General features: G+C 74.2%; 19 protein-coding genes and 1 pseudogene. 13 read left to right on the top strand and 7 right to left on the bottom strand.

What is annotated here, in order from left to right; genetic code table 11:
* The first annotated feature begins 4 nt into the window (after nt 1-4).
* From IEZ07_RS08070 to IEZ07_RS08085, 4 genes are all read left to right on the top strand, one after another.
* Nucleotides 5-652 (top strand): response regulator, encoded by a 648-nt coding sequence (locus IEZ07_RS08070; RefSeq protein WP_191894340.1) that lies wholly within the window; start codon nt 5-7, stop codon nt 650-652.
* A gap of 68 nt (nt 653-720) precedes the next feature.
* On the top strand, nt 721-1,344 hold the full coding sequence (locus tag IEZ07_RS08075) for a Uma2 family endonuclease (protein ID WP_189235219.1): 624 nt from the start codon (nt 721-723) through the stop codon (nt 1,342-1,344).
* Nucleotides 1,345-1,463: 119 nt separating this feature from the next.
* Nucleotides 1,464-2,558 (top strand): sulfite exporter TauE/SafE family protein, encoded by a 1,095-nt coding sequence (locus tag IEZ07_RS08080; RefSeq protein WP_191894184.1) that lies wholly within the window; start codon nt 1,464-1,466, stop codon nt 2,556-2,558.
* An 85-nt stretch (nt 2,559-2,643) separates the two neighbouring features.
* Entirely contained in the window at nt 2,644-4,167 is a 1,524-nt protein-coding gene (locus tag IEZ07_RS08085; RefSeq protein WP_191894185.1) for a tetratricopeptide repeat protein, read from the top strand.
* Between the two features lie 103 nt (nt 4,168-4,270).
* Here IEZ07_RS08085 and ald read toward each other — a convergent pair whose 3' ends face one another.
* Both ald and IEZ07_RS08095 read right to left on the bottom strand, forming a co-directional pair.
* On the bottom strand, nt 4,271-5,389 hold the full coding sequence (gene ald / locus IEZ07_RS08090; RefSeq protein WP_191894186.1) for an alanine dehydrogenase: 1,119 nt from the start codon (nt 5,387-5,389) through the stop codon (nt 4,271-4,273).
* 41 nt (nt 5,390-5,430) lie between these two features.
* On the bottom strand, nt 5,431-6,825 hold the full coding sequence (locus tag IEZ07_RS08095; RefSeq protein ID WP_189235223.1) for an aspartate aminotransferase family protein: 1,395 nt from the start codon (nt 6,823-6,825) through the stop codon (nt 5,431-5,433).
* Nucleotides 6,826-7,108: 283 nt separating this feature from the next.
* Between IEZ07_RS08095 and IEZ07_RS08100 the strand changes: the two genes are divergently transcribed.
* From IEZ07_RS08100 to IEZ07_RS08115, 4 genes are all read left to right on the top strand, one after another.
* On the top strand, nt 7,109-8,458 hold the full coding sequence (locus tag IEZ07_RS08100) for a M20/M25/M40 family metallo-hydrolase (RefSeq protein WP_068894661.1): 1,350 nt from the start codon (nt 7,109-7,111) through the stop codon (nt 8,456-8,458).
* A gap of 89 nt (nt 8,459-8,547) precedes the next feature.
* Nucleotides 8,548-9,432 carry an ABC transporter ATP-binding protein gene (locus IEZ07_RS08105; RefSeq protein ID WP_191894187.1) on the top strand — a complete coding sequence of 295 codons (885 nt, stop codon included), beginning with the start codon at nt 8,548-8,550 and terminating at the stop codon, nt 9,430-9,432.
* The gene (locus IEZ07_RS08110) at nt 9,429-11,780 is read left to right on the top strand and encodes a YhgE/Pip domain-containing protein (RefSeq protein WP_239319675.1); all 2,352 of its coding nucleotides are present in this window, start codon (nt 9,429-9,431) and stop codon (nt 11,778-11,780) included. Before IEZ07_RS08105 ends, IEZ07_RS08110 begins: the two co-directional genes overlap by 4 nt.
* A 14-nt stretch (nt 11,781-11,794) precedes the next feature.
* Nucleotides 11,795-12,376, top strand: a complete 582-nt coding sequence (locus IEZ07_RS08115) for a TetR/AcrR family transcriptional regulator (RefSeq protein WP_204054309.1) — start codon at nt 11,795-11,797, stop codon at nt 12,374-12,376.
* A gap of 102 nt (nt 12,377-12,478) precedes the next feature.
* Here IEZ07_RS08115 and IEZ07_RS08120 read toward each other — a convergent pair whose 3' ends face one another.
* A complete protein-coding gene (locus tag IEZ07_RS08120; RefSeq protein ID WP_239319678.1) occupies nt 12,479-13,003 on the bottom strand; it encodes a cysteine dioxygenase family protein in 525 nt (174 codons plus the stop codon).
* Nucleotides 13,004-13,078: 75 nt separating this feature from the next.
* Here IEZ07_RS08120 and IEZ07_RS36180 point away from each other — a divergent pair.
* Together IEZ07_RS36180 and IEZ07_RS08135 are read left to right on the top strand one after the other, a co-directional pair.
* A pseudogene (locus tag IEZ07_RS36180) lies at nt 13,079-14,134 on the top strand (LysR family transcriptional regulator); the annotation flags it as partial.
* Between the two features lie 216 nt (nt 14,135-14,350).
* A complete protein-coding gene (locus IEZ07_RS08135; protein WP_068894658.1) occupies nt 14,351-14,995 on the top strand; it encodes a LysE family translocator in 645 nt (214 codons plus the stop codon).
* Between the two features lie 135 nt (nt 14,996-15,130).
* Here the strand turns inward: IEZ07_RS08135 and IEZ07_RS08140 are convergent, their stop codons facing one another.
* Nucleotides 15,131-15,433 carry a hypothetical protein gene (locus IEZ07_RS08140; protein WP_068894657.1) on the bottom strand — a complete coding sequence of 101 codons (303 nt, stop codon included), beginning with the start codon at nt 15,431-15,433 and terminating at the stop codon, nt 15,131-15,133.
* Between the two features lie 184 nt (nt 15,434-15,617).
* Here IEZ07_RS08140 and IEZ07_RS08145 point away from each other — a divergent pair, with 184 nt between their 5' ends.
* Both IEZ07_RS08145 and IEZ07_RS08150 read left to right on the top strand, forming a co-directional pair.
* Nucleotides 15,618-17,579: a protein kinase domain-containing protein gene (locus tag IEZ07_RS08145; RefSeq protein WP_191894188.1), complete on the top strand. Its 1,962-nt coding sequence runs from the start codon at nt 15,618-15,620 to the stop codon at nt 17,577-17,579.
* Nucleotides 17,579-19,654 carry a serine/threonine-protein kinase gene (locus IEZ07_RS08150; RefSeq protein ID WP_191894189.1) on the top strand — a complete coding sequence of 692 codons (2,076 nt, stop codon included), beginning with the start codon at nt 17,579-17,581 and terminating at the stop codon, nt 19,652-19,654. Before IEZ07_RS08145 ends, IEZ07_RS08150 begins: the two co-directional genes overlap by 1 nt.
* A gap of 22 nt (nt 19,655-19,676) precedes the next feature.
* On the opposite strand, the gene IEZ07_RS08155 is transcribed toward IEZ07_RS08150, so the two are convergent.
* The 3 genes from IEZ07_RS08155 to IEZ07_RS08165 form a co-directional block, all read right to left on the bottom strand.
* Complete coding sequence (locus tag IEZ07_RS08155) at nt 19,677-20,636, bottom strand: aldose epimerase family protein (protein WP_191894190.1); 960 nt, start codon at nt 20,634-20,636, stop codon at nt 19,677-19,679.
* Between the two features lie 146 nt (nt 20,637-20,782).
* Nucleotides 20,783-22,036: a serine hydrolase domain-containing protein gene (locus IEZ07_RS08160; RefSeq protein ID WP_191894191.1), complete on the bottom strand. Its 1,254-nt coding sequence runs from the start codon at nt 22,034-22,036 to the stop codon at nt 20,783-20,785.
* A 163-nt stretch (nt 22,037-22,199) separates the two neighbouring features.
* On the bottom strand, nt 22,200-23,183 hold the full coding sequence (locus IEZ07_RS08165) for a LacI family DNA-binding transcriptional regulator (protein ID WP_191894192.1): 984 nt from the start codon (nt 23,181-23,183) through the stop codon (nt 22,200-22,202).
* 451 nt (nt 23,184-23,634) lie between these two features.
* On the opposite strand from IEZ07_RS08165, the gene IEZ07_RS08170 reads away from it, so the two are divergent.
* Nucleotides 23,635-24,954 (top strand): ABC transporter substrate-binding protein, encoded by a 1,320-nt coding sequence (locus tag IEZ07_RS08170; RefSeq protein WP_191894193.1) that lies wholly within the window; start codon nt 23,635-23,637, stop codon nt 24,952-24,954.
* Nucleotides 24,955-25,116: the final 162 nt, after the last annotated feature.

The following is a 25,116-nucleotide window of genomic DNA, read 5'->3' on the forward strand; positions in this document are numbered from 1 at the left end:
CGACGTGATCAGGATCGTCCTCGCCGACGACCAGGCCCTGGTCAGGGCCGGGTTCCGGGCGCTGCTCGACGCCCAGCCCGGGATGACCGTGGTGGCCGAGGCCGCCGACGGGGCCGAGGCCCTCGTCCTGGCGGCGGAGCACCGGCCGGACGTGGTCCTGATGGACGTCCGGATGCCCGGCATGGACGGCCTGACCGCCACCCGGCGCATGCCCCCCGGACCGAGGATCATCATCCTGACCACGTTCGAGCTCGACGAGTACGTCTTCGAGGCCCTCCGGGGCGGCGCCAGCGGCTTCCTGGTCAAGGACACCGAGCCCGCCGAGCTGATCCAGGCCGTCCGCGTCGTCGCCGCCGGGGACGCCCTGCTCTCCCCCGGGGTGACCCGGCGGCTGATCGCCGAGTACGCCGGCCGTGCCAAGGAGCCCGTCGCCGGGATGGACCTGTCCGCGCTCACCGACCGGGAGCGCGAGGTCCTCGCCCTGGTGGGCACCGGGATGACCAACGACGAGATCGCCCGCGCGCTCTTCATGAGCCCCGCCACGGCCAAGACCCACGTCAGCCGCACCATGACCAAGCTGCACGCGCGCGACCGCGCCCAGCTCGTCGTCATCGCCTACGAGTCCGGCCTGGTCCGCCCCGGCTGGGCCTGAACTCCTCGCGATCCGATCGCGTCTTTGCGATACTGACCGTGTTCATCAGGACACGAAGGGACACGGTCATGGTCAAGACGTCACGACGGCTCCCCGCCGAACTGCGGCCCACTCCCGAGACCGCGTCCCGGCCCCTGCCCAGCACCGCGCGCGAACTGTTCGACGCGCTCCCGCAGCTGCCCGGACTGCGGACCGAGGTCATCGACGGGAGTCTGATAGTGAGTCCGGTAGGCACCCCCGAGCACGGCTGGACCGCCACGCTGCTCTATCACGCCCTCCAGTCATTGGTCATGGACCGCGACTGGCGCGCGTACGTCGGCAACGTCGACGTCTGCATCGACGGACCCCGCGACCCGGTCGAGCCGGACTTCGTGCTGGCCCCGGCCGACTGCCCCCGCTGGGGCACGCGCGAGCTGCTCTCCTCCGGCCTGTTCATGGTCGCCGAGATCGTCTCCCCCGGCAGCGTCATCGACGACCGCGACCGCAAGCCCGACCTCTACGCCATGGGCCTGGTCCCCGTAATGCTCCTCATCGACCCCGTCGCGACCCCCGCCACCGTGACCGTGTTCAGCGACCCCAAGGGCGGCGAGTACCACACGGTCTCCCGCGTCGCCGTGGGCAGCCCCCTCCGCCTCCCCGCACCCGTCGACTTCACCCTGGAGACCTCGATCTTCGAGAAAGCCCTCGGATAGCACGGGCTGGTCCCGCCTCCGGCTCTCCGCCATGGCGGTGGGTGAGCGAAGTGTCACTGTTCGCTCCGGCCGGGGGCGGTTAACGTTCGGGGCGTGAGGACCCGGGCGGGGGGCGCTCGTTGAGCGCCGAGGTGATCACGCTGTTCACCGGCGGTCTGGCCGCCGGACTGGTGGCGGGCACCGCGTCGTGCACGGCGGCGCAGGGCGGGCTGCTGGCCGGGCTGGCCCCCGGGACCGCGGGCGGGGAGTGCCACCCGTCCCCTGAGCCGTCGGACCCGAGGGCCGTCGCCCTCTTCCTCGCCGGACGGCTCGCCTCCCACATCGCCGCCGGAGTCCTGCTCGGCCTGCTGGGCTCCGCCGTACGGCTCGGCCCCCCGGTCCGGGCGGCGCTGCTCGTCGCGGCCGGGATCGCGGTCGTCGGCTTCGGACTCCGGCTGCTCGTCCGCGGTTCCACTCCGCGCCCACCGGGCGCACCGGCGTCTCCAGCCGTGCCGCCGCCCGACGCACCCGCGTCTCCGGCCCGTCGCGCCCCGGTGCCGCCGCACGCCCCCGATGATCTCACGCCGCCCGGCGGCGGCCCTGTGCCCTCCGCGCCCCGGACGGGGCGAGCGACCAGGCGAGCGACCGGGCGGCGGGCCGCGCTCCTGGGGGCGGCGACGATCCTGGTGCCCTGCGGGGTCACGCTCAGCACCGAGGCGGTGGCGGTCTCCAGCGGTTCGGCGATGGGCGGGGCGGCCGTCATGGCCGGGTTCGCGGCGGGCACCGCGCCCGCGTTCGCACTGCTGGGGCTGGTGCTGCGGCGGGTGGCCGCGACCCGGCTGGCGGCACTGGTCGGGGTGGCCGCGCTGGTCGCCGGCCTGTGGACCGCCGGTTCGGGGCTCCGGCTGGGCGGCTGGCTCCCCTCTCCCGGCGGTGTGGCGGGCGCGGCGGCCGCCACACCGCCGGTACGGCCGGTCGGCGCCGACGGCGTGCAGCGGATCGACGTGTGGGCGACGGACCGCGGCTACCGGCCCGGCATCGTGACCGCCCGCGCGGGCGTGCCCACCGAGGTCTCCTTCCACCTCGCGGGGGCGCCGGGCTGCACCCGGACGGTCACCGTCGACGGCCGGGACGTGGCGCTGCCCGCCGCGGTGCGGCTAGCCCCGCGCCGGCCCGGCTCGCTGCGTTACGTCTGCTCGATGGGGATGTACGTCGGCTTCATCACCTTCCGCTGAGAAATCCCCGAGCAGAAGAGGTGATTACGCTCCGCTGTCAATCCGTCGCGTGCGAACCTGTGGCTTGGCTGCGAGGAGGTTGGACATGGGGTGGTGGCCGGACGACCCGGAGACGACCACGGCGGCGCTGGTGCCCGCGCCCCGGGGCACCGGGCACGACGCTCCGGACGGCGCGGGTGGCGCGGGTGGGGCGGGTGGGGCGGGTGGGGCGAACGCCGCGCGTGAGACGGGCGACGGGGGTGAGGCGGACGAGGTGGTCGACGAGGCGGCCCTGCTGCGGGCCGCCGAGAGCGGGGACGCGCACGCCGCGCACCTGCTCGGCCGCCGCCACGCGCAGCGGGGCGACCGGTCGACGGCGCGGCACTGGTGGGAGCGGGCCGCGGCCGCGGGCAACCTGGACAGCGCCTACAACCTCGGCGTCTGGCACGAGAAGCACGGCAGCCTCGACGAGGCCGTGCGCTGGTACGAGCTGGCCGCGGGCGGCGGCGACGCCGAGGCCGCGCTCAACCTGGCGACGCTGCTGATGGAGCAGCACGGCGACCTGCCGGCGGCCCGGCGGTGGTTCGAGGCGGCGGCCCGGGCGGGTTCCCGGCCCGCGGCCCGGCGGCTGGCCCTGATCTGCGAGGACGCCGGCGAGGTGAAGGAGGCCGGGGAGTGGCACCGCAGGGCCGCGCTGGACGGCGACCCGCTCTCGGCCCACGACCTCGGCTTCCTCGCCTACTCCTCCGGCGCGGAGGACGAGGCGCTGCGCTGGTGGGAGCTGGCCGCCCGGAACGGCCACTCCGACGCGGCCTACCATCTCGGCCTGCTCATGGCCGCCCACCGGGATCCGGAGGGCGCCGAGGCGTGCTACCGGACCGCCGCCAGGAACGAGCATCCGGGCGCCGCCTCGCGGCTCGGCGGGATCGCGCTGGCCCGCGGAGACCTGCGCGCCGCCCGCGCCTGGTTCGAGCAGGCCGCGCAGGCGGGGCGGGTGGACGACCAGCGGACGGCCGGTTTCGTCTGCGTGGAGCTGAAGGACCCGCAGGCGGCCAGCCACTGGTTCGGGCGGGCGGCGGCCTGCGGCGACGCGGAGTCCGCCTTCAACTTCGGGCTGCTGCTCATCGCGGAGCTGAACGACCTCAAGGGCGGACAGCACTGGTTCCGCCAGGCGGCCCTGGCCGGTCACCGCCAGGCGGCGGCCGAGCTGGCGGCGCTGCTCTCGGTGACCGGCTCGGCGCCCGAGCTGACCGAGCTCTACCGGAGCGAGCCGTGGCCCCCGGCCCCGGCCTCGTCGCCGTGGGACCGTACGGCCGAGCCCGAGCTGGTCGCCCGCGCCGAGCTGACAGCCGCCGCCGTGGGCCGCCGGGGCGGCGCCGCGCTCGCCCCCGGCGACCTGGCCGAGATCCTCGGCACCTGGGACCTGGTCACCCGGCCGCTGCTCGACCACACCGGCGTCGTGGACTGGCTGGCCGAGCGGAGCGGGCTGCACCGGGGCGCGGTCGAGCACCTGAGCGCGGTCAGAGCCACGCTGCTCCGTCCCGGCAGCGCCCCCTGGCCGACCCCGGCCGAGATCGAGCACGTCCTGGTGACCGCCCGTGAGCTGCGGAGCCGCCTGGAGACGCGCTGACGCCGCCCGTGAGCTGCGGAGCCGCCCGGGGACACGGCTGACGCCGCCCGCCGTACGCGGCGCCGGGGGCGGACGCGTACGGCGGGCGGCGGGACCCGGCGGGTCACGCCTGGGCGAGCACCTCGGAGACCGGTGTGAACGGCAGGCCGAGGGCGACGGCCACCTGCTCGTTGGTGAGCAGGCCGTCGTGGGTGTTGAGGCCCGGCGCGAGGGTCGCGTCCTGCCGCAGGGCCTCGCGCCAGCCCAGGTCGGCGAGCCTGACCGCGTACGGCAGGGTCGCGTTGGTCAGGGCCCGGGTGGAGGTGTTGGCCACCGAACCCGGCATGTTGGCCACGCAGTAGAAGATCGAGTCGTGGACCCGGTAGGTCGGCTCGGCGTGCGTGGTCGGGCGGGAGTCCTCGAAGCAGCCGCCCTGGTCGATCGCGATGTCGACGAGCACGGAGCCCGGCTTCATCCGGGAGACCAGGTCGTTGGAGACGAGGGTCGGGGCCTTGGCCCCCGGGATCAGCACCGCGCCGATGACCAGGTCGGCCTCCAGGACCTCCTGCTCGATCGCGTAGGAGGTCGAGACCAGCGTCTTCATCCGGCCCTGGTAGACGGCGTCGACGAAGCGCAGGCGGTCGACGTTGAGGTCGAGAACCGTGACGTCCGCGCCCATGCCGACCGCGATCTGGGCCGCGTTGAGGCCGGAGACGCCGGCGCCGATGACGACGACCTTGGCAGGCGCCACGCCGGGCACGCCGCCGGGGAGCAGGCCCCGGCCGCCGTTGGACCGCATCAGGTGGTAGGCGCCGACCTGCGGGGCCAGGCGGCCCGCGACCTCCGACATCGGGGCGAGCAGCGGCAGGGCGCTCCCGGACTGGACGGTCTCGTAGGCGATGCCGGTGACCCGCCGCTCCAGGAGGGCGTCGGCGCACGCGCGGCCGGCCGCCAGGTGCAGGTAGGTGAAGAGCACCTGCCCCGGGCGCATGCGGGGGTACTCCTCCGCGATCGGCTCCTTGACCTTGAGGACCAGGTCGGCCTCGCCCCACACCGCGTCGGCGGTGTCGAGGATCTTGGCTCCGGCCGCCAGGTAGTCCTCGTCGGGGAAGTGCGAGCCGAGGCCCGCGCCACGCTGCACGGACACCTCGTGGCCGTGGCGGACCAGTTCGTGCACGCCGGCCGGGGTGGCGGCGACGCGGTACTCGTGGTTCTTGACCTCGGCGGGCACGCCGATCTTCATGGGGGGGTTTCCTTTCCGGAGCCCGGGCGGGGCGGAGGCGGTCAGAGCCGGTTCCATGCCTCGGTCAGCACGGAGCGGAGGATCGACTCCATCTCGTCGAACTCCTTGGGGCCGCAGATGAGCGGCGGGGCGAGCTGGATCACGGGGTCTCCGCGATCGTCGGCACGGCAGTACAGGCCCGCGTCGTAGAGGGCCTTGGAGAGGAACCCGCGGAGCATCCGTTCGGACTCGTCCGCGGTGAACGTCTCCTTGGTCGCCTTGTCCTTGACGAGCTCGATGCCCCAGAAGAATCCGGAACCGCGCACGTCGCCGACTATCGGCAGGTCGAGGAGACGCTCCAGGGTCGCGCGGAAGACCGGCTCGTTACGGGTCACGTGACCGAGCAGGTCCTCGCGCTCGAAGAGGTCGAGGTTGGCCAGCGCCACCGCCGCGGAGACGGGGTGGCCGCCGAAGGTGTAGCCGTGGGCGAACATCTCGGTGCCGTTCTTGAACGGCTCGAAGAGGCGCTCGGAGGCGATCATGGCGCCGATCGGCGAGTAGCCGCTCGTCATGCCCTTGGCGCAGGTGATGATGTCGGGGACGTAGTCGAACTTCTGCCCGCCGAACATGGTGCCCAGCCGGCCGAAGGCGCAGATGACCTCGTCGGAGACGAGCAGCACGTCGTAGGCGTCGCAGATCTCGCGCAGCCGCTGGAAGTAGCCGGGCGGCGGGGGGAAGCAGCCGCCGGCGTTCTGCACCGGCTCGACGAAGACGGCGGCCACGGTCTCCGGGCCCTCCATCTCGATGGCGCGGGCGACCCGCTCGGCGGCCCAGTAGCCGTACTGCTCCGGGGTCATGCCGGGGACGCCGGTGATCTCGTCGGCGCGGTAGTGGTTGGTGTTCGGCACCCGGACCGAGCCCGGCACCAGCGGCTCGAACATCACCTTGAAGGCGGGCACGCCGGTGATCGACAGGGCGCCCTGGGTGGTGCCGTGGTAGGCGATCTGGCGGCTGATGACCTTGTGCTTGAGCGGCCTTCCGGTGATCTTGAAGTACTGCTTGGCGAGCTTCCAGGCGGTCTCGACGGCCTCGCCGCCGCCGGTGGTGAAGAAGACCCGGTTGAGGTCGCCGGGGGTCTGCGCGGCCAGGCGCTGGGCCAGCTCGGCGGCCTTGGGGTGGGCGTAGGACCACAGGGGGAAGAAGGCCAGCTCCTGGGCCTGCTTGGCGGCGGCCTCGGCCAGCTCGCTGCGCCCGTGCCCGGCCTGCACGACGAACAGCCCGGCCAGGCCGTCGAGGTAGCGCTTGCCGTTGACGTCGTAGACGTAGGCGCCCTCACCCCGCGTGATCATCGGCACGTCGGCGTCGGCGTAGGAGCCGTGCCGGGTGAAGTGCATCCACAGGTTGTCCTGCGCGGCCTTCATGACCGACGTCACGTCGGTGTTCTCGGGGTGCGTCATCGCCATCTTCCCTCGGTGAGCTGGGCTTCCCACAGTGTGCACACCAAGGCGGAGTCTTGACAAGTGAAAGCGTCGGACTCTGCAGGAAGAACGCCGGAATCCGCATCACAGTCGTCTAACGGCAACGAAATCAGCGACACCGGTCTTCTCCCTGCCCGGCCTCGGAGCGGCCCCGGGCCGGGGCGCGGCGGAGCGGCCCGTGAGGTGCGGCGCCCGGACGAGACCATGCGGCGGCTGTGCTCAAATAGGGGGAGGAACAGCTGTCGAGATGCGAGGGAAAGCGTTGACTCCTGACGAGATCGAGGGCGCCGTCGCCGCGGACCTGCCCCGGGCGATCGAAGAGCTCAAGCGGCTCGTCTCCATCCCCTCGGTGGCCTTCCCCGGCCACCCGGAGGAGCCGGTGCGCGCGGCCGCCGCGCTGACCGAGGAGCTGCTGCGCGGCGCGGGGCTGCCGCACGTCCGGCAGATCCCGGTGGAGGGCAGCTTCCCCGCCGTCTACGCCGAGGCCCCCGCCCCGCCGGGCGCGCCGACCGTGCTGCTCTACGCCCACTACGACGTCCAGCCCGCGGGAGACCCCGCCCTCTGGCGCACCCCGGCCTTCGAGCCGACGGAGATCGACGGGGCGATCCACGGCCGCGGCGCCGCCGACGACAAGTCCGGCATCATCTCCCACGTCGCCGCGCTCCGCGTCTTCCAGGGCCGCTTCCCGGTGGGCGTCCGGGTCCTCATCGAGGGCCAGGAGGAGTACGCCGGGGAGCGCCTGGAGGCGTTCGTCGAGCGCAACCCCGAGCTGGTCCGGGCCGACACGATGATCATCGCCGACACCGGCAACCCGCGGGTGGGCGACCCGTCGGTGACCACCTCGCTGCGCGGCATGGGGGCGTTCACCATCGAGGTGCGGACCCTGGAGGAGCCGCTGCACAGCGGCTCGTTCGGCGGCGCGGCCCCGGACGCCCTGGCCGCGCTCATCCGGATGCTGGCCGCCCTGCACGACGACCACGGCGACATCCGCGTCCCGGGCCTGCCGCGCGGCACCTTCCTGGGGGTCGGGCCCTCGGAGGAGGAGTTCCGGGAGACCGCCGGCGTGCTGGACGGGGTCTCGCTGGTCGGTTCCGGCTCGCTGGCCGACCGCCTCTGGGCCTCCTACGCCATCACCGTCACCGGCCTGGACGTGCCGACCGTCTCCGGGGCGATCAACGCGGTCCAGCCCGCGGCCAGGGCCCGCGTGACCGTGCGCGTCCCTCCGGCGGGCGACCCCAAGACGACCATCGAGGCCGTGGTCGGCTTCCTCCAGCAGGTCGCCCCCTGGGGCGTCCGCGTGGACGTCACCGACTACACCATGGGCTCGGGCTTCCTCGCCGACACGGCGGGCCCGGCCCGCTCCGCGCTCAACCGGGCCATGGAGCGCGCCTACGGCCGCCCGCCGCGCGACGTCGGCGCGGGCGGCTCGATCCCGCTGGTCTCCACGCTGGTCAGGCAGTTCCCGGCGGCCGAGGTCCTGCTCTTCGGGGCCGAGGACGACGGCGCCTCGATCCACGCGCCCAACGAGCGGCTCGTCATCGAGGAGCTCCGCCGCACGATCGTCTCCGAGGCGCTCTTCCTCCAGGAGTACGGCTCCACCGCGGCGGGCTGATCCGCCGCACGGCCCCGTCCGCGGAGGGCGGGGCTTTTTCCTGTGCTATTTTTTGTACTGACCAGTCAGTTTTAAAAGTGGAGGTTCCGATGCCCGGAGGGGTGGCGGTGCACGCGGCGGGGCTGTCCCTGGAGGGCGGGCACGGGCCGGTCTACCGGGACGTCGGCCTGGACGCCCCGGCGGGCAGCCTCACCGCCCTCGCCGGGCAGGCGGGCAGCGGCCGGACCAGCCTGCTGCTCACCCTGGCCGGGCGCATGAGGCCCACCTCGGGAGTGCTCACCGTCGCGGGGCAGGCCCGGCCGTGGGCGATCCGGCGGGTCGCCGCACTGGGCCTGGTCGACGGGGTCAACGACCTGGAGGGGTCGCTGACCGTCCGTGAACACGTGCACGAGCGGTCCCGGGGCCTGTTCTGGAACGCCCGGAGCAGGGCCCGGGCCGCGGCGGCGCTGGAGCGGGCCGGGCTGGACCTCTCCCCCGACGACCGGACCCTGGTCCGCGAGCTCGGCCGTGAGCAGCGGGTACGGCTCGGCGTCGCCCTCGCCCTGCTCGACGGGCCGGGACTGCTCGTCCTCGACAACGTGGACGCCGGTCTCCCCGGCGACCGGCGCGACGCGCTCTGGGCGACCCTGGAGGACCTGGCCGCGCAGGGGCTGACCGTCGTCGCCGCCTGCACGGAGAGCCCCCTGCCCCGGACCCTCCGCCTGGGCGGCCCCGGACTCCCGGAGCCCGCAGAGCCCGTGGAGCCCGCAGAGCTCCTTGGGGCGGTGGGGCTCCTCGAAGCGGCGGAACCCCTCTCGGCGGTGAGAATCCCCGAGGCGGCGGAGCTCCCCGAACCCGCGGAGGCCACGGCTCCCGAGGCCGTCGAACACCCCGGTGATCCGGTGCGGACGGGGACCGCACCGGATCCCGGCGACACCGGGGCACGGGACCGGGACGGGAGCGGAGACGCGCCCGGCGAGGAGGGACGGCGGTGAGACCGGTCCGGCTGGGACGGCTGGAGCTGCGGCGCTTCACCCGCTCGCGGCTCACCCGGGCCGCGCTGGCGGGCGTGGTGATGCTGCCGCTGCTCTACGCCGGGCTCTACCTGTGGTCCTTCTGGGACCCGCAGGGGAACCTGGAGAACATCCCGGTGGCGCTCGTCGTCGAGGACCGCCCGGCCAGAGCCGGGGACGAGACCGTCGACGCGGGCCGCGAGCTGGCCCGGGAGCTCACCGAGCGCGAGGTCTTCGCCTGGCGCCGGGTGAGCGCCCGCCAGGCCGCCGACGGCGTCGCCGACGGCTCCTTCTACCTCTCCCTGACGATCCCCGCCGACTTCAGCGCCCGGCTCGCCTCGCCCTCCCGCGACGGCACGCCGACACCGGCGGAACTGGGCGTCACGGTGGACACCGGCCGCAGCTACATCATGGGCACCATCTCCGACGCGGTGTTCGCCGAGGTCAAGGAGGCCGCGGGCCGTACCGCGCTCAGGGACTACTGGGACGGCGTCTTCGTCTCCTTCGGCGAGCTGCACGACGCGACCGCCAAGGCCGCCGACGGCGCGGAGAAGCTCCACGGCGGCAGCCGGAAGGCCCTGCACGGCGCCGGCGCGCTCCGCCGGGGGGCGGGCGACCTGAGCGACGGGCTCGACCGGCTCAGGATCGGCACCCGGCAGCTCTCCACCGGCCTGGGCACCGCCGCCACCGCCACCGGGAAGCTCACCGCCGGGGCGGAGAAGCTGGCCGCGGGCCTGAACGAGGCGGAGGACGGCTCCCGGAAGCTGGGCCGCGGTCTCGGTGAACTCACCGAGGGCGCCAGGCAGGTCGCCGACGGCAATGCGGAGGCCTACCGGCAGGTCCACGCCCAGGTGCCGAAGGTCGATCAGCTGGCGGACGCCACCGTGCCCGCCCTGGAGGAGGGGAGCACCCGGCTGCACGCCCTCGCCCGGGCGCTGGAGCAGGACGCCGAGGCGATGGCCGCCGCCGGCGGGGCGCAGGGGACACCCCCTGAGGTGAGCCAGGAGGCCGGGCAGGCCCGGCAGCAGGCCGAGCGGTTGCTGGGCCTGCTGGAGAGCGACCCCGGCACCGATCCGGAGCTGCGGGCCGCCGCCCGGCGGCTCGTGCAGTCCACGGGCCGGGTCGCGAGCGGCCTGACCGGCGGAGCGGCGGACGCCCCCGCGGGCGGCGCCGGCGAGGTTCTCGCCCGGCTCCGGCAGAGCGCCCCCCGCGCGGCCGAGGCCGCCCGGTACGCCGACCGGTTGGCCGACCGCGCCTCCGGCGCCGCACGCACGATCGACCAGGCCCGGAACGCGGTGAACCGGCTCGACGACGGGCTCGGCAAGCTGGCCGACGGCTCGGCGAAGGTCCACCGGGGCCTGCGCGATGCCGCGGCCGCCGGCGAAAAGCTCACCTCCGGCGTGGCGGAGCTCGGCGACGGGGCGGGGAAACTCTCCGGCGGGCTCACCGAGTTCGGCGGCGGCGTGGCGAAGCTCCGCGACGGGGCCGTCCGGGCCGACGCCGGGGTCGGCGCCCTGCAGAGCGGGGCCGGGAAGCTCACCGGCGGCGTCGACCGGCTCTCCGGCGGGCTCGGCGAGCTCGCCGACGGCTCGCGCGAGCTGAGCCGCAAGCTCGGCGACGGGGCCGGGGAGATCCCCGACTACGACGAGGAGGAGCGCGCCGGCCGTACCGCCATGATGAGCGAGCCCGTCACCCTGGCCGGCCACGTCGTCAACGAGGTGCCCAACTACGGCACCGGCTTCGCGCCGTTCTTCGTCCCGCTGGCGCTCTGGGTCGGCGCGATGGTCGCCTACATGGTGCTCCGCCCGCTCAACCCGCGCCTCCTGGCCGGCACGGCCCCCGCCTGGCGGATCGCCGTGGGCGGATGGCTGCCCGGCCTGGCCCTGGGCGCGGCGCAGGCCGCCGTGCTGGCGGCGGTGCTCCGGTTCGCCCTCGGCCTCCAGGCCGCGCACTGGGCCGGGACGATCGGGATCCTGCTGCTCACCACGGCCGCGTTCCTGGCGATCGTGCAGGCGGTCAACGCCCTGCTCGGCGCGCCCGGCCGGGTCGCGGTGCTGGCGCTGCTCATGCTCCAGCTCACCTCCGCCGCCGGGACCTACCCGATCGAGACCTCACCGGGTTTCTTCCAGACGATCTCGCCGTGGCTGCCCATGAGCTGGGTGGTCAGCGCACTGCGGCGGCTGATCAGCGGCGGCGACCCGGCCGTGGTCTGGCAGGCCTGCGGGGTGCTGACCCTGTGGACCGCCCTGGGACTGGCGCTGAGCGTCTACGCCGTGCACCGGGGGCGCACCTGGTCGATGCGCCGCCTCCACCCCGAGCTGTCCCTGTGACTACCGTGGTCACCATGATGGCGAGCGGCCGGCGGGCCGAGACGAGGCTGCGGTTGTTCGGCGCGGCGGTGGAGCTGATCGCGGAGCAGGGATACACCGCGACCACCGTGGACGCGATCGCCGAACGGGCCGGGGTCGCCAAGGGCACCGTCTTCTACAATTTCGGCACCAAGGAGGCCCTCTTCTCCGGCCTGCTCGAGCACGGGGTGGGGCTGCTGTCCACCGCCCTGTCCGGGGCGGCGGCCGGGGAGACCGCGCTGGACGCCCTGGACGCGGTGGTCATGGCGCAGCTGCGGTTCTTCGAGGAGTACGGCGCGTTCGCCCGGGTGCTGCTCGCCGAGATGTGGCGCACCGCCTGGCAGGACGCGGTGGCCAGGCTCCGCCGGGACGTGCTCGGGGTCTACGCGGACGTGCTGCGCCGGGCCGTGGCCGAGGGCGCGGTCCGCGGCGACCTGGACGTCGAGACCGCGGCGACCGCCGTGTTCGGGATGGTGCTGACCGTCGCGATCGAGCGCAGGGCCCTCCACCCCGACCGCCCGATCGAGCGGGTCCACGCCACCCTGGTCGATCTCCTGCACGGCCGGGTCACCGGTTAGGCGTCCCCGGACCGCTCCCCGCCCGGTCCCCGCACCCGGTCTCCACCCGCCCGGCTCCGCGCGGACGGCGGACGGCGGAGCATGATCCCGGTTCGGACCGGCTCAGCGCACGGGCAGGTCGTAGGTGCGCCGCACGCTCGTCGGCTCCACGCTCAGATCGGCTCCGTAGACGTGCAGGGAGATCGCCGTGACGTCGCCGACGTTGTGCACCCGGTGGATGTCGCCGGGCGGGGCGAATCCGCTGACGTCGCCGGCGCGGTTGGCGGCGCGGCCGATCTCGGTCAGGTGGTCGCCCTCGTCGCGGTAGAGCGTCTCGTACTCCACGCCCTGCAGGACGCCGAAGGCACACCAGGCGATGTGGTCGTGCGGCCTGGTGCCCTGACCGGGGCGCCACACCACCGCGACGACCGAGAAGCCGGGCTCGGTGTGCAGGGTGTGCCTGACGTAGGTCTCCGGGTCGCCGGCCCGCTCCTCCTCGGTGAGGATCTCCGGCGCGGGCAGCCGCCCGCGGAGCAGCTCCGCGACGGCGAAGGCCGCGGCGCGGGGCTCGGCCGGCCTGCTGAGCAGCTCCCGGATCCCCTCGACCAGCTCGGCGAGTCCGGGACGCGCGAGTGTCATGGTTCCCATGACTCCAGCGTGCGCCTCCCTGACACATAGCGTCCAATGCCTATCTTTCCGCTGATTCATAGATAACGTTGATAGGTGCTCGATGTCGTACGGCTCCGCGTGCTCGCCGCCGTGGCCCGGACCGGTTCGGTGACGGGGGCCGCGCGGGAGCTGCACTACTCCCAGCCCTCGGTCAGCCACCACCTCGCCAGGCTGGAGGCGGAGACCGGGGCCAAGCTGGTCCAGCGCGCGGGGCGGGGCATCCGGCTGACCGAGGCGGGGCGGTTGCTGGCCGAGCGGGCCGCCGAGATCATCGGCCGGGTGGACTCCGCCGCCGCGGAGCTCGCCGCCCATGTGGGCCTGCGCGCGGGCCGGGTCCGGCTGGCCGCCTTCCCCTCTGCCCTGGGCACGTTCGTCCCCGAGGCCGCCGCCCTGCTCGCCCGCGGACACCCCGGCCTGGAGCTCCGGCTGACCGAGACCGAGCCGCCCGAGGCCCTGCGCATGCTCCGCGCCGGTTACGTGGACCTGGCGGTCATCTTCCGCTACGACGACACCGCCCCTGAGGATGACGGCATCCGGCTGGTCCACCTGCTGGACGACCCCAGCTACCTGGTCGTCCCGGGGGACGGCTTCCCGGTCTCCGCGGGGAGCGGGGGCCCGGGATCGGCCGACCTGGGATCGGCCGCCCTGGAGATGTCCGATCTGGGGATGTCCGGCCCGGGAGCAGGCGGACCGGGAACGACCTGCCCGGGAGCAGCCGGCTCGGAGCCGGGCCGCAGCGGGCCGGACGGTGGTGTGCGAGGCGGTGGCGGCGTACCGGGCGGTGGTGTGCTGGGCGCCCGGCGTGACGCCCGGTGGATCGCCGGGTGCGAGCGGTGCCGCAGCCACCTGCTCGACCTGTGCGCCCAGGAGGGCTTCGAGCCGGTCATCGCCTTCACCACCGACGACATCGTGGCCGTCCAGGCGCTGGTCGCCGCCGGGATGGGGGTGACCGCCCTGCCAGGCCTGGCACTGCAGGCCCATCGGCACCCGGCGGTCGGCGCGATCGAGCTCCCCGGCTCGACCCGCCACGTCTACGCCGCCACCTACGGCGAGCCGCCCGATCCGCCCGCCACGACCGCCCTGCTGGAGGCCCTGACCTCGGTGGTCCGAGCGGCGCCGTACCGCCTCCCCGGCCCGGACCGAGCCCCGGACCGAGCCCCGGACCGAGCCTTGGACGAGGACTCGGAGGAGAACATGGGAGAGGGGCCGGAGGGGGACCCGGGAGAGGGTCCCGAGGGGAGGCCGGACGGCCGCCCCCGCTCCCGCCGCGGTGCACCGCCGGAAAACCGGAGGTGATCAGCGCACGGCCCGGCTTACGATCCGGACATGCCGGATCTCGCGACCCTCGCCCTGTTCACCGCCGCCACTCTCGCCCTGCTGCTCGTGCCGGGCCCCGCGGTGGCCTACATCGTCACCCGCAGCGTCGCCCAGGGCCGCAGCGCCGGCCTGGTCTCCGTCCTGGGCATCCACGCCGGCTCGGTGGTCCACGTGGCCGCCGCCGCGCTCGGTGTCAGTGCCGTGCTCGCCGCCTCGGCCACCGCGTTCACGATCGTGAAGTACCTCGGCGCGGCCTATCTGGTCTGGCTCGGCCTGCGCAAGCTCCTGACGCGTGCGGACGCCGGTGAGACGGCCGGCACGCCGCTCGCGAGCAGGCGGCGGATGTTCTGGGAGGGCTTCGTCGTCAACGTGCTCAACCCGAAGACCGCGATCTTCTTCCTCGCCTTCCTCCCCCAGTTCACCGACCCGGCCGCGGGCCCGATCGCCCCGCAGATCGTGCTCCTCGGCGTGATCTGGATCGCCCTGGGCGTCGCCAGCGACGGCGCCTTCGCCCTGCTCGCCTCCGCGCTGGCCGGCCGGCTGCGCCGCTCGGCCCGCGCCCGCCGCCGTCTCGACGTCACCAGCGGCCTCGTCTACCTCGGCCTGGGCGCCGCCACGGCGCTCACCGGCGAGAGCGCGGCCGCCAAGGCCTGACCCCGGCCCGCCGCACGGGTCCGGCGGCAGAGAGTCCGGCGGCAGCGGGTTCAAAAGCCCGGGTTCGAGCCCGGGCCTCGGACCCCGAGCCTGAGGATGCACGAGTCCGGGTCTCGGGCCCGGGGACCGGCGGGTTCAGGGCCGGGGCGAGGTGCGGGTCCAGCCCTTGCTCCAACCCCGGCTGGAGCGGCCGGTCGCACCCTCGCACCTGCGGCACACCTGGCGCACCTCGGCGGCCGACCCGCCCGACTCCGGGAACGTCTCCGGCCACCGTACGTGGTGGAAGCGGTGCAGCCGCGACCGGCTGAGCGCCAGGCCGCACAGGGTCTGGTTCGTCCCCGGCCACCAGGCGTGCACCTCGCCCGCGGGCATGCGCACGCCGTCGTCGTCCACCCACTCCCCGGAGGCCGCGACCGAGGGCTCACCTCGTGCGGGCATGGCACACCTCCTCCTGGCGCCGCCCCGGACGCGGGCCGCGCGCCGTCCCCGGTCCCCCTGCCCGTACCCGGCCGCTCCATTCGGCCGGGTACGGCCGACCGGATCACGTCATGCCCTTCACCCCCGCACGGACCGCGCCCATAATGGGTGATCTACGGCGTCTCCTCCGAGAACGGGACACCCCATGTCACGTGCCGCACCGCTGACCCCGTCCGACCCGCGTGAGCTGGCGGGATACCGGATCACCGGGAGGCTCGGCGACGCACGACCGCAGGACGCCTACCTCGCCGAGGAGCCCTCCGGCGCCCAGGCGGTGATCAGGCTGCTGCCCCCGGGTGCGGACCCCGAGCGGTTCCTGCGGACCGTGGAGCCGCTGCGCGGGGTGTCGGCGTTCGGCGTGGCGCAGGTGCTCGGCGGCGGATTCCACGGCGACCGGCCCTACATCGTGAGCGAGTACGTCGAGGGCCCCACCCTGGCCGAGGCGGTCGCCGCGGACGGGACGCTGCGCGGCCCTGCCCTGGACCGGCTGGCCATCGGCACGATGGCCGCGCTGGCCGCCGTCCACCGGGCCGGCGCCGTGCACGGCGGCATCCGGCCGGAGACGGTCGTCCTGGGCCCCGGCGGCCCCGTCGTCGTGGACTTCGGCCTCACCGGGGCGCTGGCGGCCGTGGAGGGCGCGCCGACCACGCCCGTCGGCCTGCCCGCCTACCAGGCACCCGAGCAGTTGGACGGGGCCCCGCCCGCCCCGCCCGCCGACGTGTTCGCCTGGGCCGCGACGGTGGCGTTCGCCGCGACCGGCGCGGCCCCGTTCGGGGCCGGCACGGTGGCCGCGACGATCAACCGGGTCCTGCACGACGAGCCGGATCTGTCGGCCGTCCCCGGTGAGCCGGGCGCCCTGCTGGCGGAGTGCCTGGCCAAGGACCCGGCGGCCCGGCCCGCCGCCGGCGCGGTGCTGCTCCGGCTGGTCGGCGAGGAGTCGCTCCTGGAGACGGCCACGGCCATCGCCACCGGCCGGGTCGCCGAGGAGCCGCCCACCCGGCCGGCCGGGGGCCGCGGCAAGCGCGCGCTGCTCCTGGGCGGGGCCTTCGCCGCGGTGGCGGCCGTCTCCGGCGCGGCGGTGTACGTGGCGGCGCCGCCGCGACCGGCGGAGGTCCGGCGGGCCGCCGCGACGGCCTCGCCCGGCGGCTCCCTGGCCCCGGCGTCCACCGCCGTCCCGGGCCCGGTCGCGACGGCGCAGCCGACCTCCGCGGCGTGGGAGAAGGTCGAGGAGCCGAACGCGGAGGTCAGGCTCGACGGCACCTCGACCGTCGTCCACGAGCACCCGTCCGACCCCGTCAAGCTCAGCGCCTACCTGCTGAGCGGCCAGCCGTACACGTCCTATCTGCGGGAGCGGTCCGGCGGCTTCCGCAAAGTCGGCACGGCCGAGGAGGCCGTGCCGTCCCCCGACGGCAGGTGGGTCGCGCTGAACCCGTGGCTGAAGTTCCTCGACTCCGACCAGGACCACGTACGGCTGAGCGACCCGGCCACCGGGGAGCAGTTCACGGTCAACACGGTCAAGCAGCCGCTGCAGACGATGTTCCCGGTCTGGTCCCGCGACGGTTCCCGGCTGCTGATGTCGATCCACGACCCGGACAAGAAGCTGATCACCGGTTTCGTGCTCATCGACCCGGTCGCCCGCACCGCCGCCGCCGTGCAGGCCGAGTACTCCGACGACGTGGCGCGGCCGTTCAACTTCATGCCTGACGGCCGGATCGCCCGCGGGTTCTCGGACGGCGCGCGGATCGGGATCAACGTCTACGACACGGGCGGGCGGGTGGCCAGGTCGCTGCACTGGGTGGGCAGCCCGCAGGGCACCTCCTGGTTCTCCCCGTCGGGCGACCTCTTCGCGACCTACTGCCCCAGGGGCGACGGGAGCGTCTGCGCCTGGAGCACCCGGGAGGGCGACCGGCGGGCGACCGTCACGCCGCCCGCTAAGGCGGAGCTGGTCGGCTGGTTCAACGAGCAGCACGTCATCGTGCGGGTCCCGCACAAGAAGGGCGTCCGGTTCCAGCTCGTGGGCCTCGACGGCGCCGTCGAGCGCCTGCTGGTCGACATGCCGAAGAAGAACGAGGCCGTCCTCAGGTTCGACCCGGCCGCCCCGCGCTGATGCCCTCCGCCGCACGCTCCCGCTCCGATGATCCCGAGCTCCCGGCGGGGTACCGCGTGCTCGGCAGGCTCGGCGCGGGCGGGCAGGGCGTGGTGTACCTCGCGGAGTCGGCCGGGGGCGAGCGCGTCGCGGTCAAGGTGCTCCACCGGAGCCCGGCGGGCGACCTGGGCCCGTTCCTCGCCGAGGCCGAGCTGATCCGCCGGGTCCGGGCGTTCTGCACCGCCCAGGTCGTGGACTCGGGGGTGGCCGACGGCCGGCCGTACCTCGTCACCGAATACGTCGACGGGCCGAGCCTGGCCCGGGTGATCGAGGAGCGCGGCGCGCTGCGCGGGCCCGAGCTGGTCCGGCTGGTCTTCGGCACGCTCACCGCGCTGGCCGCCGTCCACCAGGCCGGGGTGGTGCACCGGGACTTCAAGCCGGCCAACGTGCTGCTCGGCCGGGACGGGCCGCGGGTGATCGACTTCGGGATCGCCCGGGTGGCGGAGTCCACCGCGGGGACCGACGAGCTGGTCGGCACCCCGCCCTACATGGCCCCGGAGCAGTTCGACGGGTCGGGCGCCGGACCGCCCGCGGACATGTTCGCCTGGGCCTCCACCGTCGTCTGCGCCGCCACCGGGAGCCCTCCGTTCGGGACCGCGCCGACGCCGGCGGTGATCAACCGGATCCTGAACGAGCCCCCGGATCTGGGTGGGGCGGCGGAGCTGGACGGCGAACTGCGCGAGCTGGTGAGCGCCTGCCTGGACAAGGACCCCGCCCGGCGGCCCACCGCCGCGGGCGCGCTGATGCGCCTGCTGGGCGAGCGGGTGCCCGCGCGGGAGATCCTCCCGGAGGGCAGCCGCCGCGCCGTACCGGGACCTCCGCCCGGGGAGGGCCCTACCGCGCCGTGGCCTGCTTCCGGGAAAGGCCCTGCCGCACCGGGGCATGCCTCCGGGGAGGGCCCCGGCGCGCTGGGGATACCGGCCGACGGGAGCCCCGCCGCGCCGCCGGACGTCCCGGGGCGGACACGGTGGCGGGGGCGGACGGCGGTGCCGCCCGCGCTGGCCGCCGTTGGGCTGCTCGCCGGGAGCCTGCTCACCGCCCGGCTCCTGGCCGCCGGCGACGTGTCCTCCTTTCCGCTGCCGTTCTCCTCTCCGGTGCCGGCCTCCTCCGCTCCCGCCGCCCCGCCGACCATGGCGGCCGCCTCTACGACGGACACCCCCCTCCCCGGCACCGGGATCACGTTGCACGAGAACCCCGCCGACGGGCTCTGGGTCTCGTCCTACCAGGACTGGCGCGACAACCCGGACAGGAGCACGAAGGGCCTGCCCGGGTTCCTGCGGGACCCCCGCACGGGCGCCTTCCAGCCCGCCGGGGCGCTGCGGCTGACGGTGGCGGCCCCGGGCGGGCGCCTGGCCGCGTCGCTCTCGAACTCGCGCCTGATCGCATCCGATTACGACCGCATCACCGTCACGGACCGTGCCTCCGGCGCCTCCTACGACATCCGCACCGTGGACCGGCCGCTGATCACCTTCCATCCCGCCTGGAACGACGACGGCACCCGGATCCTGCTCACCGTCTACGAGGGTGTCGGCGACGACGCGCCGAGCGTCGGCTTCGCGGTCGTGGACCCGGTCGCGCGTACGGCGCGCATCACCCGGATGCCCGCCGCCGGCCCCCACCCGTACGTGTGGGGCGTCGAGCCCGGCACCGTGATGCACCGGGGCTCCGGCGGGGCGGTCCGGGTGCACGGACTCGACGGCCGGGAGCTGCGGGTCCTGCCCGGCGTGGGCGACCTGCACCCGGGCGGCGCCGTCACCACCGCCGAGGGGGGCCTGTTCCTGACCTCCTGCCCGGACGCGCCCGCGGACACGTGCGTGTGGACCTATCCCGCGGGCACCGGGAAGGCCCGGGTGCGGGTCGGCGGGCGGACCGCGGTGCACGGCTGGCTGGACGCCGGACACCTGCTGGCGGTCCGGCGGGGGGAGAAGACCTCCGAGGTCGTGATGCTCGACCTGGCGGGGAAGGCCGTCCGGGTGCTCGCCGACGGGCCCGCCGGGGACATCGACGAGGTCGTGCTCTGGTACACGCCCCGTTGACGCGCTCCCCGGCCCCGAGGGGTCAGCCGAACCGGTAGACCGTGCCGGAGGTGAACTCCTCGCCGGGGCGCAGCACGGTGGAGGGGAACTCCGGCCGGTTCGGCGAGTCGGGGAAGCGCTGGGTCTCCAGGCACAGGCCCGCGTGCCTGCCGTAATCGGTGACCACGCCGTCGAGCATGTTGCCGGAGTAGAACTGCACGCCCGGCTCGGTGGTGGTGACCCGCATGACGCGGCCGCTGACGGGTTCGCGGACCTCGATGTCGCCGCGCAGGACGTAGCAGTGGTCGTAGCCGCCGCCCAGCGCCGGGTCGTCGATCCGCTCGCCGATCGCGCGCGGCGTCGTGAAGTCGAACGGGGTGCCCGCCACCGGCGCGAGCTCGCCGGTCGGGATCTTGGTGGAGTCGACGGGCAGGTAGTGGTCGGCGTCGATCCGGACGACGTGCCCGAGGACGTCGCCGGAACCGGCGCCCGCGAGGTTGAAGTAGGAGTGGTTGGTCAGGTTGAGCACGGTCGGCGCGTCGGTGGTCGCGCGGTAGTCCAGGACCAGGGCGTCGTCGGTCAGCGTGTAGGTGACGCTCGCGGTCAGCGTGCCCGGATAGCCCTCCTCGCCGTCCGGGCTGACGTACTCCAGCGTCACGGCCGACGGCGAGGCGTCGGCGACCCGCCAGACCCGCGAGGAGAAGCCGCCCGGCCCGCCGTGCAGGCTGTTGGGCCCGTCGTTGACCGGGAGCTCGTGGGCGGCCCCGTCCAGGGTGAACCGCCCGCCCGCGATGCGGTTGCCGTACCGCCCGACGACCGCGCCGAAGTAGCGGCTGCGCGTCAGGTAGTCCTCCAGTGTGCCGCAGCCGAGCACCACGTCGACCCCGGAGACCTCCAGGGACTGCACGACCGCGCCGTAGCTCAGCACCGCGGCGCGCATCCGCCCGCTGGACAGGACGTGCCGCTCGACGGGCTCCCCCGACGGCGTGGTTCCGAAGTGCATGCGTGCGCCTTTCATCAGGAGACGGCCGGTCCCGGCGCCGGTCCGGTGGACTCCCGGGCGCCCCGCTCGCGGAGCCCCCGATCGGCCCCGTCGCGACCGGGTCATTGTAGGCGGGCACGCCGGCCGCTCAGAAGCGACGGGGTCCCTCAGAAGTAGCGGGGGCCGAGATCGGTGGCGGGCCAGGAGGCGACCTTGTTCAGGGCGGCGTTCATCCGGGAGCTGAGCACGTCGTAGTCGGGGGTGCCCTGCTCCTCTCGCCGGTTGAACAGCGCGGCGTAGGTGAAACCGTTCTGCAGGCGGGCCAGGTAGGTGTAGGTCCCGGGCATGCCGCCCGCGTGCCAGGTGTTGAGGTTCCCCGGGACCTGGCGCACGTACCAGCCGCACCCGTACCACCAGCCGTCCCCGCTGACACCGATCTCGGGCTTGGCGAGCACCTTCGCGATCGACGCCGCGTCGAGCACCGGGCCCGCGGCGTCGAGGACGCCGGCGAAGCGGACGAGGTCGACGGCGGAGGCCAGCCAGCCGCCGTTGGCGTCGTGGTTGGGCACGTTGAAGCCGCCGTAGGGGTACGGCACGGTGGTCCCGGTGTCGTCCAGGACGGTCTTGGCGGTGTACTGCGACGCGTAGGCCACCTCGCCCGCGGCGGCCTCCGACCGGAGGCTGCGGCCGATCCGCATCCGGGTGATGCCGAGCGGGGCGAGGACCTTCTCCTTGACGTACGACTCGTAGTCCGTTCCGGAGGCCTTCTCGATGATCCGGCCGAGCAGCATGTAGCCGTAGTTGCTGTAGGCCATCCTCGTCCCGGGGGCGAAGTCCAGGGGCCGGGCGGTGGCGTACCTGATGATGTCGGCGTGGTCGATCGGCAGGGGCACGTCGAGCGCGGCGGAGATCGCGTGGTCGGACCAGAGGTGGTCCAGGGAGACGCTCCGGTCCCAGCCGCCCAGATGCTGCATGAGGCGGAGCACGGTCACCTGCGCCAGGCGGGGGTCGGCCTCGGCCGGCAGGCCCAGCAGGGTGGTGACCGGGGCCGAGAGGCCGAGCCGGCCCTCCTGGACCAGGCGCATGACCGCGGCCGCGGTGACGGGCTTGCTCAGGCTGGCTATCCGGAACAGCGAGGTCGGGCTCACGGGCGGGACGTATCGCGCCTGGGACGCGGTGTAGTAGCCGCGGGCCAGCAGGAGCCTGCCCCGCTTGGAGATCGCGAGCTGCGCGCAGGAGATCTCGCGCTCCTTGACGAAGGTCTTCATCACCTCGTCGAACCCGGCCAGCTCCGCCGGAGCCGTACCGGTCGTCTGGAGCCCGGTGGGCGGCGGTGCGGCGGCGGCCGGGCGGGCGGTGAGCAGGACCGGCGCCAGCGCCGCACCCGTCTTGATCAGGTTTCTCCGGCTGAACGTCGCCATGTCCGCCCCATCCGAACGACAGATCTTCACGAGGAAAGATCATGCTAGGGGATCATGCGCCCGAGTGATGATCTTTCGGCGGAAGCGGCCGGCGCGGAGGCGGCGGCCGGCGCCAGGAGACGGGCCGCCTCAGAAGACGGGTGGCGTCGGAAGACGGGCTGCGTCAGGAGGCGGCCGGTTCCGGGGCCGGTCCGGTGGACTCCCGGACGACCAGGCCGGTCGCCAGGGTGGCCAGGGTGGCAGTGCCGCCCTCGGCCACCGACTGGAGCAGCAGGTCCACGGCCATCCGCCCGGCGGCGGCCGTGGGCATGGCCACGGTGGTGAGCTTGGGCCGGTTCAGCCGGCCGGCGACGATGTCGTCCACTCCGACGACGCTGACGTCGCCGGGGACCTGGACGCCCCGCTCGTGGAGCCCCTCGATCAGCCCCATGGCGACCAGGTCGTTGTAGGCGAGCACACCGGTCGCGCCCGAGGCGGCCACCTCGGCGGCGGCGGCGAGGCCGCCCTGCTCGGTGGGGGTGTTGGGGCCGAGGAAGACCAGGTCGACCCCGTCCACCGCGGCGGCGGCCTCCCGCATCCGCTTGCTCGTCCACGACCCGCTCGGCCCGGAGACGAGGGCGACCCTGAGGTGGCCGAGCCCGGCCAGGTGCTCGATCGCGAGCCGGGCGCCCTGGCCGATGTCCATCAGCACCGTCGGCATGCCCTTGACCTCGCGGTTCACCACGACGAACGGCACGTCGGCGTGGAGCCGCTCGATGGCCCGGTTCGACAACCGCGGGCTGCACAGCAGCACCCCGTCGACCTGCTTGGCGAGGGCCTTGATCAGCTCCTCCTCCACCTGCGGGTCCTCGTCGGTGTCGGCCACGAAGACGTGGTAGTCGCGCGTCCTGGCGTGCGCCTGGGCCGCCTTGATCAGCGGCGGGAAGAACGGGTTGGAGATGTCGGCGACGATCAGCCCGAGGTTGTGCGTCCGGCCGGTGGTCAGCGCGCGGGCCGCGCGGTTCGGGCGGTAGCCGAGGTCCTCGGCGACCGCGAGCACGCGGTTGCGCGTCTCGGGGTTGACCAGATGGGGCGCGGAGAAGGTGCGGGAGACCGTGGAGACGTGCACACCCGACGCCTGCGCCACGTCCCTGATCGTCGCTGCCACTCTGCTCCTTCGCCGGGGTGCTCACCGGGCCCGGCAGCAGGGTAGTACAAACGGTTGCACCGCTGTCAACGCCGCGTGTCAGAGGGTTCGGAGGGGCGGGAACGGTTGCCATCCCGATGAATCCTGGAGCGGCACTCCGCCCCAGTTCAGTCGGGGTTTATCAAATTGCGCTCTTGACGTTGCGTTCTGGTATCCGCCATGTTTCACGCAACCGGTTGCAAGCCCCCAGCACCGAACGGGAAGGAGTCGGCCCTCCGATGGCAGTCGACGCGGCGGATCTCAGAATACGCCCCCGTCGGAGCCGCACGGCATGGACGCCCCGCCCGCCGGTCTCCCGCCCGCCGATCGCACCGGCCGTCGTCGCGTCGATGAGGTACGTCTCGCAGAGGTGCCTCGGGTCGAGAGGTACGTCGGGTCGAGAGGTACAAGAGCGTTGAGAGGTTCCAGAGCAATGACCACACGCTCCAGGCGTACGGCGGTCCTCGCCGCCGCACTCGTGCTCGGGACCGGCGCCGCCGCCTGCGGGTCCGGGGATCCGGGCGCCGGCCCCGACGGCAAGGTCGTGATCACCTTCTGGGACGACAACGGCGGTCCCGCCCGCACCCCTGTGTGGCAGCGCATCATCGCCGAGTTCCAGAAGGCCAACCCCACCATCGAGGTCAGGTACGTCGGCATCCCGATCTCCCAGGCGCAGCAGAGGTACGACGCCGCGATCGCCGGCGGGGAACCGCCCGACGTGGGCGGCGTCACCAGCGCGATGCTCTCCAACCTGGTGGCGCAGGAGGCGCTGGAGCCGGTCGACGACCGCATCTCGGACGGCGCGCTGAACGGCAGGCTGAACGAGCAGGTGGTCAACACGGTGAAGGCGACCGTGGCGGACGGCAGGATCTACATGGTGCCGCTGTCCACCAACATGGGCGTGTTCTGGTACCGGACGGACTGGTTCTCCGCGGCCGGCCTGGAGGTCCCGCAGAACTGGGACGACTTCTACGCCGCGGCCCAGCGGCTGACCCGCGCGGGCAAGGACCGCCACGGCTACACCATCCGGGGCGGCGCGGGCTCCATCGCCCAGCTGCTGGAGGTGCTGTACGCCCAGTCCGGCATCACGGAGATCTTCGACGCCGCGGGCCGGGCCACCGTCGACGACCCGCGGAACGTGGCCGCGCTGGAGAGGTACGCCGCCCTCTACAAGAGGGTCACGCCCGAGGCCGACTACAACAACGACTACGTGAAGATGGTCGCCCAGTTCGACGGCGGCGGCATCGGGATGATGCAGCACAACCTGGGCTCCTACAACGACCACGTCAAGACGCTCGGCGCGGACCGGGTCGCGGCCATGGCCGTGCCGAGGTCCGGGAGCGGCGTGCGCACGATCCTGTCGAATCCGGTCACCGGCATCGGCCTGTTCGCCGGCGGGGAGAAGCAGGACGCCGCCTTCAAGTTCGCCGAGTTCGCCGCCTCCAAGGCGATGAACAGCCACTGGGCGGAGAAGACCGGCGTGCTGCCGGCCAACACCGAGGTCAACGACGAGCCCTGGATCAAGAAGCTGCAGCACGTCGACATGGCGGTCAAGGTGCTCAACGACCCGGCGACCAGGGTCGTGCAGATGCCGTACCACCTGCCGGAGTTCAACACGATCACCAAGACCGACGCGGAGCCGCAGTTCCAGAAGGTCCTGCTCGGCCAGCTGACCGCCGAGGACTTTCTGGGCGAGATGGCGGCCAGACTGACCGCGGCCCAGGCCGCCTACAGGCAGCGCCACAGCGACTGACCCGCCCGCCGGGTCCCTCGGCACGGACCCGGCGTCCGTCCGCCGCCCTCCGCCCCGGACCCCTCCCATGGGCTCCTCCCCCGGATCCTGCCCTCCGCCCTCCGCCCTCCGGCCCCGGGCCTCACCGCCTGACCCGGTGGGGCCCGGTTCTCCCCTGCGGCC

The organism is Planomonospora parontospora, from assembly GCA_014647935.1.
In the GTDB taxonomy this organism is placed as follows: domain Bacteria; phylum Actinomycetota; class Actinomycetes; order Streptosporangiales; family Streptosporangiaceae; genus Planomonospora; species Planomonospora parontospora.